Below are 12,778 nucleotides of genomic sequence, written 5' to 3' on the forward strand. Positions count from 1 at the left end.
CCCCACCGGCTGCCTATTTCAGCCCGCTAACCCTTGGCATATAAGGCGTTGCGGACTTGTGTATAACGAGGTGGGCTATACCCAGGTTGCTGAGTTTCACTACCTGCATCACGATCCGGCCGGGAAGCCTTACGCGCAGGATGACATGCTGCTGCAACTGATGACAGCGGCAGAGCTCGTGGGCATCGGACAAACCCTGCTTCCGGTGCTCTACAGCTACGCCGGTTTTGGTGCCCAGCCTGCGCTGCCAGGGCAACGGCGTTTCATCCAGCATACCGAGCACTATCTAGCCCAGCAGCAGCGGCTGGCAACGTTGTTACGGGATAAGCCGCTGCTTTCAGGTGGGATTTGTTTTCACTCGCTGCGAGCTGTCAGCGAAGGCCAAATCAACGACGTGCTCGCAGCCATGCCGACAACGTTGCCGATACACCTTCACATTGCCGAGCAGGTAAAAGAGGAGGAAGACTGCGTGGCTTGGAGCGGCGAACGTCCGGTGAACTGGCTATACGATCGCTTCGCTGTGGATGGCCGCTGGACGTTGATTCATGCCACACATCTGGATGAACGCGAGCTTCAGCGTGTAGCAGCCAGCGGAGCCATTGCGGGCTTGTGTCCGACCACGGAAGCCAACCTTGGCGATGGCATCTTTGCGCTGGACCAGTATGTCGCACTGGGCGGCCGCTGGGGCATCGGTTCGGACAGCCATGTCTTATTGAACCTGCTGGAAGAGCTGTGATCTTGACCCACCATCTCCGGACAGTTTTTGTATCTTAAGTTAACGATGCCCGCTGGCGCCGATATTCTCTTGGGGAGTTGTATCCCAGCGCACTGTGCGGATGGTTTTCATTGTAATGATTGAACGCCGCTGCAAGGTTCTTCAGCGCTGTTCGCACATCGGGTTTTGGCATGAAGGCGATGTAATCTTCCTTCATCGTCTTCACGAACCGTTCTGCCATGCCGTTACTCTGTGGACGGCTCACTGCTGTTGTGCAGGGCTCCAGATTCAGTTCTCTGGCGAACTTCCGCGTTTCATGCGCTGTGTACGCTGAACCATTATCCGTCAGCCATTGCACTGGTTTATCCGGCAGCGCGCTACCGAAGCGTTTTTCCACCGACCTCAGCATCACATCCTGCACGGTTGAACTGTCATAACCCCTGGTGCTCGCTGCCCAGTCTATGGCCTCCCGGTCGCAGCAGTCCAGTGCGAACGTCACCCGCAGCTTCTCGCCGTTGTCACAACCGAACTCGAAGCCATCTGAGCACCAGCGCATATCGCTCTCTGCTACCGCGATTTTGCCTTTATGCTCCCGCTTCGGACGTTCAGTTTTATCATGCAACAACAGCAGGTTATGCTCGCTCATTATCCTGTAAAGCCGTTTGGCGTTCACCGGTGGAAGTCCCTCTGCACGACGTTGCTTACCCAGGATACCCCACACTCGGCGGTAACCGTAACTGGGCATGTCGCTGATGATACGGAGGATGTCCGATAATATCTCAGCATCAGCTTCGTCATTACGCCGGTTGCTGCGCCTGTCCAGCCAGTCGGCAGAACGGTTAACCCGCAGTGACAGCTGCGCACGCGACACGCTCATGGCGCGGCTGACCAGAGCTATTCCCCGTCCTTTGGCAACAAGGGCGCGTGCGCTATCCATTTTCGCGACTGGCGGTACTCCACTGCTTCTTTGAGGATCTCAACTTCCATCGTCTTCTTACCCAGAAGGCGCTGTAGCTCCCGGACCTGCTTGAGGGCAGTCGCCAGCGCCGAAGCTGGAACCACTTCTTCTGCGGCCGCAACGGCGGTGAGGCTTCCTTCCTGGTATTGCTTCTTCCACTTAAACAAAAGGCTGGGCTGGATGCCATGCAGGCGGGCTACATGGGAGACGTTCATCCCCGGCTCCATTGTCTGCTGAATGATGGCGATTTTCTCTTGCGGAGTTTTACGCTTACGGACTTCTTGCCCTAACAGGATCCCGGTCATTTCAAAATTAGCATGATTGTTAGACATATATCTAAGCCTATCTCTTATCTGGAGATACAGCTACTGTCTGGTGTTACAGGGGGCTACATCACTGCTGGAAGAGCTGCGCTGGTTGGAATATGCGCAACGCTTACGTGACAGACGGCGCAACCGCGTAGTAACGCCTGAGAAACCTGCTGTCGGTGATGTGCTTTATCGGCAGGCGCTGGCGGGCGGAGCGGCGGCCTGTGGGGTGACCATCGGCGCGCTGGCTCCGGGTTATCGCGCCGATTGGCTGGTGCTGGAGGACAATGCCTGGTTACACGGTCTGCCGGACCGCGCGCTGCTCAATCGCTGGCTGTTTGCCGGTGAGCGCCAGCAAATTCACGATGTGTGGGTTGCTGGGAAACAGGTGATTCATCAGGGGCGTCATGCGTTGGATGATGAATCTGACCGCCAGTTCGCCACGGTCATGGATGCGTTGGGGAGTCTCTGATGCCATTTTTTGATGTGAATACCTTACCGGTCAGCCGTTGGCGCAACGGTGGCGGAGAAACACGGGAAATCATCAGCGTTCCTGCGGTGGAGGGGGAAGGGTTTGCCTGGCGAGCCAGCATTGCCACCATTGCGCAGGCCGGTGACTTTTCTGCCTTTCCGGGCGTTGATCGCATTATTACCTTGTTGGAAGGCTCAGGTGTTTCTCTGGTTTTTCCGGCGTTTTCGCACCGTTTGCGGCGCGGCGAGCCGCTGTTTTTTGCCGGTGAAACGCCACTTTCCGCCACGCCGATCGTGACCCATGACGGGGATGCTGCCAACCGAGATTTTAATATCATGACACGGCACGACAGCCATTATGCCACCGTGATAGCTGTGCGTGACTCGATGCAACTGGGCGCGCAGGAAGCGGGCGTGCTCTATGTTATGGACGGCTGCTGGCGCATTGGTGAGGAAATCTGTCAGGCGGGACAAGGCGTGTGGTGGGCAAGCCAACAACCTCAACGCGACCTCACGCCACTGACCAAGGATGCCTGGCTGCTCTACACCGCAGTATTTCGCCGCGAGAGCAAGTGCTGACAGCCATCAGCCGTGGGTCTTGAAACGGCCGAACAGGCGATAGCGTGAACCGGGATAGATCAGGCGAGCGACGGTAACAATACGCGCGTTGTGCCAGGTGCGACGGCGGATCATCAGACACGGCTCCAGTGGATCAAGTGCCAACACCTGACGCTGGTGATCGTCTGGAATCAGGGCTTCCACGATATGTTCGCCGGCGGTAAGTGGGGCCACCTGACTGAGATAGGTGTAAGGGGTGCGATGGGTGAAATCCTGTTGCAGATAGTCCGGTGCTTCCACGGGATTGACGTAACGATCTTCCAGTTGGACCGGAAGATCGTTTTCATAATGGACGATCTGCGAGTGGAACAGCGTTTGCCCCGGTGAGATATCAAACTGTTCTGCCAGTTCTCCTTCCGCCTTCAGACTTTGCAGCGCTAACACGCGGCTGCTGTGGCGATGTCCACATTCGGCAATCTCTTCGGCGATATTGCGCACTTCCAGCATGGCCGCGTAGGCCTTGATCTCCGCGACAAACGTACCAACCCCTTGCATACGCAGCAAAAAACCTTCACTGGTCAGCTCGCGCAGCGCGCGGTTAATCGTCATACGGCTAACGCCGAGCTCGTTGACCAACTCGCTCTCTGACGGGATACGCTGGTGAGGCAGCCAGGCACCCGTGCGAATCTGGCTGATAATCGCCTGCTTGACCCGTTGATAAATGGGGGCGGGTATATCGCTCATGGCGCCTGCAAGTTGCGATGCGCGCTGCTGTGTCACCACGGTGTTCTCCTTGACCCTACGCTTTTGTGCAGTGTAGCGAATTTTATGCGCGTATGTATAGACAATAGAGAAAAAACGGTGCCGTGCTGCTGACAGCCGATTGTTCAGGGCAGGCAGCGTGTTTTTACGCGCTACCTCGTTAATCACGAGTCATCATGGTGCGCCAAACAGGAGCAATGCACTATTCTGGAACCTGTTTTCCTGCATGGTACTTTCACACTATTCCCGCCAATAAAGGATTAAACGCCGATTCTGTGATATTGGCACACTGCTTGCTTTTTTTGTCTATACAAGATTAGACAATAACGTTGGCGCAGTTTGCCGCATGGGTAATGACTTCTCTCACAGGAGCGGAACGAATGAACAAAGCACGAGGTAACATGGGCTGGAAAGCGACCCTGATGGCGCTTTGCATGGTATCGGCAGGCGTGGCGCAGGCGGCAGATACGCCGGTAGCGATCGGTATTTCTGGCTGGACCGGCTTTGCGCCGCTGACGCTGGCCGATAAAGCGGGCATCTTCAAGAAGCACGGGCTGGACGTGTCGATCAAAATGATCCCGCAAAAAGATCGCCATCTGGCCGTGGCCTCCGGTGCGATTCAATGTGCCACCACCACGGTGGAAACCTATGTCGCTTGGAACGCCAACGGTGTGCCGATTAAACAGATTGTACAGTTGGATAAATCCTACGGTGCTGACGGTTTGGCGGTACGTGGTCCGATCAATGATATCAAGTCATTGAAAGGAAAAACCATTGGTGTCGATGCACCGGGCACTTCACCCTACTTTGCGCTGGCGTGGATCCTGGATAAAAACGGCATGACGCTTAAAGATGTGAAGACGGCAACGCTCTCGCCACAGGCCGCTGAGCAGGCCCTGCTTGCCGGTCAAAACGATGCCGCCATGACCTATGAGCCCTATCTCTCCACGGTGCGTGACAAGCCTGAAAGCGGCAAGATCATTGCCACCACGCTCGATTACCCGATGGTAATGGACACGCTTGGCTGTACGCCGGATTTCCTCGCGAAAAATCCGCAGGCCGCCAAGGCATTGGTGGAAAGCTATTTCGATGCGCTGGAGATGATCAAGGCTGAGCCGGACAAATCCTATGAGATCATGGGGGCTGCGGTGAAATCAAGCGGCGCGGATTTTGCTAAATCAGCCAGCTATCTGCGTTGGCAGGACAGAGAACAGAACCGCAAATTCTTCAGCGGTGAGATCGAAACCTTTAGCAACGAAGCGGCCAAACTGCTGCTGGAAATGGGCGTGATTCGCAAGATCCCGGATATCAGCACCCTGTATGACGCCAGCTACGTGAAATAAGGATATTGGCATGATGAGTGATTCTCGCGCGACTGACAATCTGCCTTTGCTGCCTGCGGCGTTACCTGACGCTGCACCGCGCTGGCACAATCCGTTGATGGTGCCGCTACGGCCTGTTGCCGTGCGGTTGCGCGTGGCACTTGGGGTGACCTTTTTTGTCCTGTTTTTTGCCCTTTGGGGAATGGTGACGTTCAGCGGTTCGGTATCACCGACTTTTTTGGCCGATCCGCTGACCATGCTGCGTGAAGGGGCGATCCTCTTTACCCAGTATAACTTCTCTGAGGATATCGCCATGACGGTGATGCGCGTGCTGGCAGGGTTCCTGCTAGTCGCGATCATCGGTGTTCCCCTAGGCATTCTGATGGGCGCGTACAAACTGTGCGAGGCGTTTTTCGAACCCTTTGTGTCGTTTTGTCGCTATTTACCGGCATCCGCGTTTATTCCGCTACTGATCCTATGGGCGGGCATCGGTGAGATGCAGAAGATTCTGGTGATCTTTACTGGCTCCTTCTTCCAAATTGTGTTGATGGTGGCGGTAGCGGTAGGGGCTGCGCGTCGCGATCTGGTGGAGGCGGCCTACACGTTGGGATGCAGCAACGGTAGCGTGGTACGTCGCGTGCTGATCCCCGGTGCGGCACCAGAAATCGCCGAACTGCTGCGACTGGTGCTCGGGTGGGCGTGGACTTACGTGATTGTTGCTGAGCTTATTGGCTCGTCGAGCGGTATCGGTCACATGATTGTGGACAGTCAGGCACTGCTGAACACCGGACAGATCATCTTCGGCATTATCGTCATCGGAGTGATTGGCCTGCTGTCAGATTTTCTGTTTAAGGCGATGAACCGACGCCTGTTTTCCTGGAGCTTATTGTAATGTCCCACAGCAAATTAGCGGTACGCCAGGTCGAGCGCATCTTTACCGGCCCGCGCGGTGAACAGACTCAGGCGCTGTTGCCCGTCGATTATCAGGTACAGGAAAACGACTTCATCACCATTCTCGGGCCGTCCGGTTGTGGCAAATCCACCTTGTTGCGCATCATCGCCGGGTTGGATTCGCCCACCAGCGGCGAAGTGTGGCTCGATGGCGCGCTGGTGGAAGGACCGGGCGCGGATCGCGGTATGGTGTTTCAAAGCTATACGCTGTTTCCCTGGCTGACGGTGGCGCAGAACATCTGCTTTGGTTTGCAGGAGCGCGGCATCAGCAAGGCGCAGCAGCAGGAGCGTTGTGACTACTACATTCATCAGGTAGGCCTGAAAGGTTTTGAGCATCACTATCCGCGTCAGCTTTCTGGTTGAATGCAGCAACGCACCGCGATTGCGCGCGCATTGGCGAACGATCCCAAAGTGCTGTTAATGGATGAACCTTTTGGCGCGCTGGATAACCAGACGCGCGTCATGAGGCAGGAACTTTTACTTTCGGTGTGGGAAGCGTCACGAAAGACGGTGATGTTTGTCACGCACGATATTGATGAAGCTATCTTTATGGGTAACCGAGTAGCGATTTTTAGTGCTCGCCCGGGACGCATCAAAACCGAAGTGGCGGTTGCCTTTGAAGGGCATGTGATTACACCCTGAAAACTTCGCCGGAATTTATGGCGCTCAAGGCCAGGGTGACCGAAGAGATTCGCGCCGAAACGCTCCAGGCGTTGGCGCATTAATTTGCTGTGAAGAAACTTCCGTCATTCCCGCGTAGGCGGGAATCTCTTGCAGGTTACACGCGTTTCTTCTGGCAGAGATCCCCGGCTTTCGCCGAGGATGATGAAGAGTAAAGTGAGTTTATAAGCAACTTCAAAACGCCTATGGCGTTTTTACTTCAGCTCAACTTGTATATATAGGAATAGGTTGTGACGACAACACCCCCGTCGATTTGCCTCACTCCAGGTGCAGTCGATCTGGAGACGCTTCGGGCGATTTATCACGGTGGCGTCACGTTGACGCTCGCCGAAGAGGCCTGGGCTGACGTGGATGCCGCGTGCCAGCAGGTGGCTGATATCGTGCGGCAGAATCGGGTGGTCTACGGCATCAATACCGGGTTTGGCAAGCTGGTAAGTACCTCCATTCCTTCCGATCGTCTGGCGGAGTTACAACGTAATCTGGTGCTGTCGCACAGTGTTGGCTTAGGTGAACTGCTGCCCGATAACGTGCTGCGCTTGGTGATGGCGACCAAAGTGGTGAGCCTGGCGCGAGGCCATTCCGGCGTACGCCGTCAGGTGATTGAAACCTTGCTGGCGCTGTTCAACGCGGGCGTTATGCCGTGCGTGCCGGAAAAAGGATCGGTAGGGGCGTCGGGTGATTTGGCTCCATTAGCTCATATGTCGCTGATGCTGCTGGGGGAAGGGCAGGTCAAAATCAATGGCGCACTGCTGCCAGCACGAGAAGGGCTGGCGCTGGCTGGCGTTGAGCCACTGGTGTTGGGACCGAAAGAGGGGTTGGCGCTGCTTAACGGGACACAGGTTTCCACCTCGCTTGCCCTGCGCGGTCTGTTTGGCGCAGAGCAGGTGCTTGGGGCGGGACTGGTCGCTGGTGCGCTTTCGCTGGAGGCCATTCGTGGTTCGGCCAAACCGTTCGATGCGCGCATCCACAAAGCGCGCGGCCAGCAAGGTCAGATTGCGGTGGCGGCGGCGATGGATGCGCTGCTCAAAGGCAGCGGCATCATGGATTCGCATATTCATTGTGCTCGGGTACAGGATCCCTATTCCATCCGCTGTATTCCGCAAGTGATGGGAGCCTGTCTGGATAACCTGACGCATGCGGCTCGCATTCTGCAAATTGAAGCCAACGCGGCGTCTGACAACCCGCTGGTATTTACCGACAACGGTGATGTGATTTCTGGCGGTAACTTCCATGCTGAACTGGTGGCATTCGCCGCTGACATTATTGCCCTTGCTGTCGCGGAAATTGGCGCGATATCTGAACTCCGGTTGGCGCTGCTGCTCGATACTGGCCTGTCGGCACTGCCGCCTTTCCTGGTAGCGGATGGCGGCGTGAACTCGGGCTTTATGATAGCCCAAGTGACCGCCACCGCCTTGGCATCGGAAAACAAATCGCTGGCGCATCCCGGCAGCGTTGACAGCCTGCCTACCTCTGCTAATCAGGAAGACCACGTCTCCATGGCCACTTACGCGGCCCGTCGTTTAGGCGCAATGTGTGACAACACCGCTGCCGTGGTGGGTATCGAGGCGATGGCGGCTGCACAGGGTATCGAATTCCACCGCCCGTTACGCAGTTCCACTTTGCTGGAACAGGAGTTAATGCGCATTCGTCAGGCGGTGCCTTTCCTCGACAAAGATCGCTATCTGGCACCGGATATTGCCGCCATGTGTCGCTGGGCAAGCCAGGCCGAATGGCCGGAACAGGTGGCTACGTTGCTGCCCACTTATGCTCAATAACCCGACAGGCTACGGACATTAACCGAATATCAAAGGAACAGCATTATGAACTCATCTGTGGAACAGGCGGGTGCGCGTGAAGTGAGAGCGCCCCACGGCAGTGAACTGCATTGTGAAAACTGGCTGATCGAAGCGGCGTACCGCATGATTCAGAATAACCTGGATCCGGACGTCGCTGAACGGCCCGAAGATCTGGTGGTGTACGGTGGGATTGGCAAGGCGGCACGCAACTGGGCCTAATGATATGGTCACCCCCACTCTGTGAGCGGTACGCTGGCAGGGTGTTTTTCTTTCAGGAGAGGCCATCATGCAAAACGTTACTCTTATTGGTATCGATCTCGGTAAACATTCTTTTCATATTCATTGCCAGGATAAGTCAGGTAAAGCGCTTCTGCGTAAGAAGTTTACGCGCACAAAGCTAATGCAGTTTTTGGCGACGTGCCCGCCCTCGGTTGTTGTTATGGAAGCTTGTGCCGGTGCACACTTTATGGCGCGGCGTATCAATGATAGCGGCCATGAAGCAAAACTTATCTCTCCGCAATTTGTGCGCCCGTTTGTCAAGGGCAATAAAAATGATTTTGTTGATGCAGAGGCGATATGTGAAGCCGCATCCCGGCCGTCAATGCGTTTTGTTCAGCCGAAAACGGAGGTTCAGCAGGCGATGCGAGCACTGCATTGTAGTGGCACACTGATACTGGCCACCTGAGCGGAGGTGATATGCTCACCTCATCAACACGACAGGTGACCTCATGGGTAAACATTTTACGGCGGAATTTAAGCTCGAAGCCGCAAAGCTGGTTGTCGACCACGGCTACACATACGTTAAGGCCGCAGAGGCGGTTAATGTCAGCCATTCTGCCATTAGTCGCTGGGTCAATAAGCTTCGCCTTGAACGACAGGGAAAAACGCCAACGGGACTTCCTCTTACCCCTGAACAGCTCGAGCTGCGTGAGATGAAGAAAAAAGTCCAATGCCTTGAAATGGAGAACGAAATCCTAAAAAAGGCTACGGCGCTCTTAATGTCGGACTCACTCAACGGTTCACGGTAGTCGACAGGCTGAGGGCGCGATACCCGGTCACGGCGTTGTGCCAAACTTTTGAGGTACATCGCAGCAGCTACAGGCACTGGCAGGCTTCCGCTAATGAACCCGACGGTGAGCGCGTGGTTAAGTGTAGCCGCGTCATGGAAGCCTGGAACGCCAGCGGCGGCTCTGCCGGCGCTCGAAGTATCGCGACCATCGTCACCGGCAGCTCCGGTGTCAAAATGGGGCGCTGGCTGGCTGGCAAGCTGATGAAGGAGCTGGGTATCGCCAGCTGCCAGCGACCGGCTCACAAATACAAACGCGGCGGCAATGAACACGTTGAAATACCGAACTATCTCAACCGCCAGTTCGCGGTTACCGCGCCGGATCAGGTCTGGTGCGGCGATGTGACCTACATCTGGACGGGCAAATGCTGGGCTTACCTTGCGGTGGTGCTAGAGCTGTTCGCCCGCAAACCGGTGGGCTGGGCCATGTCGACGTCGCCGGACTCGGCGCTGACAGTTAAAGCGTTGCAGATGGCCTGGGAACTCCGGGGACAACCAACAGGAGTCATGTTCCACAGCGACCAGGGCAGCCACTATACCAGCCGTCAATACCGGCAAGCCCTGTGGCGCTGCCGGATAAAGCAGAGTATGAGTCGGCGGGGTAACTGCTGGGATAATGCGCCAATGGAGCGGTTCTTCCGCAGCCTGAAGACAGAATGGGTGCCGACAAAGGGTTACAACAGCTTCAGCGAAGCCCAGGACGCGATTATCCGCTACATCACGGGGTATTACAGCGCTATCCGGCCTCACTGGTATAACGGCGGCTTAACTCCAAACGAATCTGAGCGACTGTTCTACATACAGTCTAATGCGGTGGCCAATATTAGTTGACCACTACAGGATAAGCCTGCCAATCGGCGAGGCGGTAATAAAGCGACTGTCTCTGGTGCTGGCTGAGCACGAAATCCCCGAATACCTGAGCCGTCTGCTGATGAAGTTACATGCCCACTATCTTTACCTTGTCGAGCAAATAACAGCGCTGGAATCAGAATTAAATCAGTCAATCAAAGCTGATGATACTGCACAGCGAATTATGACAATTCCAGGCGTCGGTCCTATTACTGCCAGCTTACTTTCATCACAGTTCGGCGATGGAAAACAATTTTCATGTAGCAGGGATTTTGCGGCTTCCACAGGGCTTGTACCGCGACAATACAGCACAGGAGGCAAACCGACTCTGCTGGGGATAAGCAAACGAGGTGATAAAAATTTACGCAAACTTCTGGTTCAATGTGCCCGCTCGTTCATGATGCGACTTGAATATCAGCAGGGCAGGCTTGCTGAATGGGTTCGGGGGCAACTCGATAACAAACATTCAAATATTGTCGCCTGTGCTCTGGCAAACAAACTGGCGCGAATAGCCTGGTCAATCACAACTAATCACAATGAATATCAGGCCTGATGTTATGTAGAACTAAATCAACAGACTGATTATTAAGTAATTAAACAGCAGTTACCTATCTGGTTTTGCGAAGACTGATTATTGATGACATGAACGGCATATCGGCCTGCTGAAAAACCTGACGACAAAAATGGCTCAATGAAGCCGAGGGCCTTTTCAGGTTCACCAGGCGCGGAACTCATCGAGGCGCGGGCATCTCGCCCACAGAGACGCCGGATAGATTGAAGCAAGCCCACCATTAGTCAAAAATCAGTGTTGCAAAAATGGGGGTGACCATAGATGTTTTGACGCGATACTTGCCTCTCTGCGCGCCCTGAAAGGGGATGAAACGCTGTTGGTGCAGTTCGGTAAACCGGTGGGGGTTTTTCGTACCCATGAAAATGCGCCGCGCGTGCTGATCGCCAACTCGAATCTGGTGCCGCACTGTGCCAACTGGGATCACTTCAATAAGCTGGATCGCGATGGGCTGATGATGTACGGCCAGATGACGGCGGGTTCATGGATCTACATTGGTGCACAGGGCATTGTGCAGGGAAACTATGAAACCTTTGCTGAAGCTGGACAGCAGCACTACAACGGCTATTTGCGCGGGCGTTGGATCCTGACGGCGGGCTTGGGCGGTATGGGCGGCGCGCAGCCGTTGGCGGGCGTTCTTGCCGGCGCCAGCGTGTTGGCGATCGAGTGCCAGGAATCGCGTATTGATTTTCGCTTGCGCACACGTTATCTCGATTACAAGGCCACCGATCTGGATGAGGCGTTGGCAATGATCGATGAAGCGTGCAAAGCGGGACGCGCCATTTCTGTGGGCCTGTTGGGTAACGCAGCGGATGTGGTGCCAGAACTGGTGAAACGCGCCAAGGCCGGAGGCATGCGCCCAGATATCGTGACCGATCAAACCTCGGCACACGATCCGATTAACGGTTATCTGCCGCAAGGGTGGGACGTGACACACTCGGCAGAGATGCGCACTCGCGATCCGAAAGCGGTAGAAAAGGCGGCCAAAGCCTCGATGGCGGTGCATGTGCAGGCGATGCTCGAATTCCATCATATGGGTATCCCGACGGTGGATTACGGTAACAATATTCGCCAGATGGCACTGGAAGAGGGCGTAGCTAACGCGTTCGATTTCCCCGGCTTTGTACCTGCCTATATTCGTCCATTGTTCTGTCAGGGCAAAGGCCCGTTCCGCTGGGTGGCGTTGTCCGGCGACCCGGAGGATATCGCGCGTACCGATGCCAAGCTCAAAGCGCTGTTCCCTGAGAACACGTCGTTACTCCGCTGGCTGGATATGGCGCAAGAGCGCATCGCGTTCCAGGGATTACCGGCGCGCATTTGCTGGTTGGGATTGGGCGAGCGCCATCTGGCAGGGCTGGCTTTCAATGAGATGGTACGCAATGGTGAACTGAAAGCGCCGATTGTGATTGGTCGCGATCATCTGGACTGCGGATCGGTTGCCTCACCGAATCGGGAAACCGAAGCGATGCGCGATGGCTCGGATGTGGTATCCGACTGGCCGCTGCTCAATGCGTTGTTAAACACAGCGGGTGGCGCAACCTGGGTCAGCCTGCATCACGGCGGCGGTGTGGGTATGGGCCTCTCACAGCATGCGGGCACGGTGATCGTGTGTGATGGCAGCGAACAGGCCGATGAACGTCTGGCGCGCGTACTGTGGAACGATCCGGCTACGGGCGTAATGCGCCATGCGGATGCCGGGTATGAGAGTGCTATCGCGTGCGCCGCACAGCATGGGTTGAATTTGCCGATGGTGAAGGGTTAACCGAACGCGCC

At 55.6% G+C, this 12,778-nt stretch carries 7 protein-coding genes and 7 pseudogenes; 12 read left to right on the top strand and 2 right to left on the bottom strand.

Annotated features, from left to right (window positions below; genetic code table 11):
* Window positions 1–13: 13 nt before the first annotated feature.
* A pseudogene (locus tag ACWWJF_RS05335) lies at window positions 14–733 on the top strand (amidohydrolase family protein); the annotation flags it as partial.
* A gap of 37 nt (window positions 734–770) precedes the next feature.
* Here the strand turns inward: ACWWJF_RS05335 and ACWWJF_RS05340 are convergent.
* A protein-coding gene (locus ACWWJF_RS05340) for an IS3 family transposase (RefSeq protein WP_455870941.1) occupies window positions 771–1,978 on the bottom strand; the annotation gives its coding sequence in 2 pieces (ribosomal slippage) (window positions 771–1,657 and window positions 1,657–1,978; 1,209 coding nt in all).
* Window positions 1,979–2,066: 88 nt separating this feature from the next.
* Here ACWWJF_RS05340 and ACWWJF_RS05345 point away from each other — a divergent pair.
* Window positions 2,067–2,453, top strand: a pseudogene (locus ACWWJF_RS05345) (formimidoylglutamate deiminase); the annotation flags it as partial.
* Window positions 2,453–3,031 (top strand): HutD/Ves family protein, encoded by a 579-nt coding sequence (locus ACWWJF_RS05350; protein ID WP_455868870.1) that lies wholly within the window; start codon window positions 2,453–2,455, stop codon window positions 3,029–3,031. The pseudogene ACWWJF_RS05345 and the gene ACWWJF_RS05350, both read left to right, overlap by 1 nt.
* 6 nt (window positions 3,032–3,037) lie before the next feature.
* On the opposite strand, the gene hutC is transcribed toward ACWWJF_RS05350, so the two are convergent.
* Window positions 3,038–3,754 carry a histidine utilization repressor gene (gene hutC, locus ACWWJF_RS05355; protein WP_455870942.1) on the bottom strand — a complete coding sequence of 239 codons (717 nt, stop codon included), beginning with the start codon at window positions 3,752–3,754 and terminating at the stop codon, window positions 3,038–3,040.
* Between the two features lie 419 nt (window positions 3,755–4,173).
* Here hutC and ACWWJF_RS05360 point away from each other — a divergent pair, with 419 nt between their 5' ends.
* The 9 genes and pseudogenes from ACWWJF_RS05360 to hutU all read left to right on the top strand — a co-directional run.
* A complete protein-coding gene (locus ACWWJF_RS05360) occupies window positions 4,174–5,115 on the top strand; it encodes an ABC transporter substrate-binding protein (RefSeq protein ID WP_455870943.1) in 942 nt (313 codons plus the stop codon).
* A gap of 97 nt (window positions 5,116–5,212) precedes the next feature.
* On the top strand, window positions 5,213–5,986 hold the full coding sequence (locus ACWWJF_RS05365; protein ID WP_455870944.1) for an ABC transporter permease: 774 nt from the start codon (window positions 5,213–5,215) through the stop codon (window positions 5,984–5,986).
* A pseudogene (locus ACWWJF_RS05370) lies at window positions 5,986–6,770 on the top strand (ABC transporter ATP-binding protein). Before ACWWJF_RS05365 ends, ACWWJF_RS05370 begins: the two are co-directional and overlap by 1 nt.
* Window positions 6,771–6,956: 186 nt before the next feature.
* Window positions 6,957–8,501 carry a histidine ammonia-lyase gene (hutH, locus tag ACWWJF_RS05375; protein ID WP_455868871.1) on the top strand — a complete coding sequence of 515 codons (1,545 nt, stop codon included), beginning with the start codon at window positions 6,957–6,959 and terminating at the stop codon, window positions 8,499–8,501.
* Window positions 8,502–8,546: 45 nt separating this feature from the next.
* A pseudogene (locus ACWWJF_RS05380) lies at window positions 8,547–8,735 on the top strand (urocanate hydratase); the annotation flags it as partial.
* Window positions 8,736–8,808: 73 nt separating this feature from the next.
* Window positions 8,809–9,177, top strand: a pseudogene (locus tag ACWWJF_RS05385) (IS110 family transposase); the annotation flags it as partial.
* 73 nt (window positions 9,178–9,250) lie between these two features.
* Window positions 9,251–10,419 (top strand): IS3 family transposase gene (locus ACWWJF_RS05390; RefSeq protein WP_455868872.1). Its coding sequence is split into 2 segments (ribosomal slippage): window positions 9,251–9,506 and window positions 9,506–10,419, totalling 1,170 coding nucleotides; the frame shifts between segments, so codons are not numbered across the junction.
* Window positions 10,420–10,423: 4 nt separating this feature from the next.
* Window positions 10,424–10,990 (top strand): annotated as a pseudogene (locus ACWWJF_RS05395) (IS110 family RNA-guided transposase); the annotation flags it as partial.
* A 280-nt stretch (window positions 10,991–11,270) separates the two neighbouring features.
* Window positions 11,271–12,767 (top strand): annotated as a pseudogene (gene hutU / locus ACWWJF_RS05400) (urocanate hydratase); the annotation flags it as partial.
* Between the last annotated feature and the right edge of the window lie 11 nt (window positions 12,768–12,778).

The organism is Symbiopectobacterium sp. Eva_TO (assembly GCF_053848865.1).

Coding starts and splice junctions, on each gene's coding strand:
- hutC (WP_455870942.1), bottom strand. CDS start 3,754: ATGAGCGATATACCCGCCCCCATTTATCAACGGGTCAAGCAGGCGATT.
- ACWWJF_RS05365 (WP_455870944.1), top strand. CDS start 5,213: ATGGTGCCGCTACGGCCTGTTGCCGTGCGGTTGCGCGTGGCACTTGGG.
- ACWWJF_RS05350 (WP_455868870.1), top strand. CDS start 2,453: ATGCCATTTTTTGATGTGAATACCTTACCGGTCAGCCGTTGGCGCAAC.
- ACWWJF_RS05360 (WP_455870943.1), top strand. CDS start 4,174: ATGGGCTGGAAAGCGACCCTGATGGCGCTTTGCATGGTATCGGCAGGC.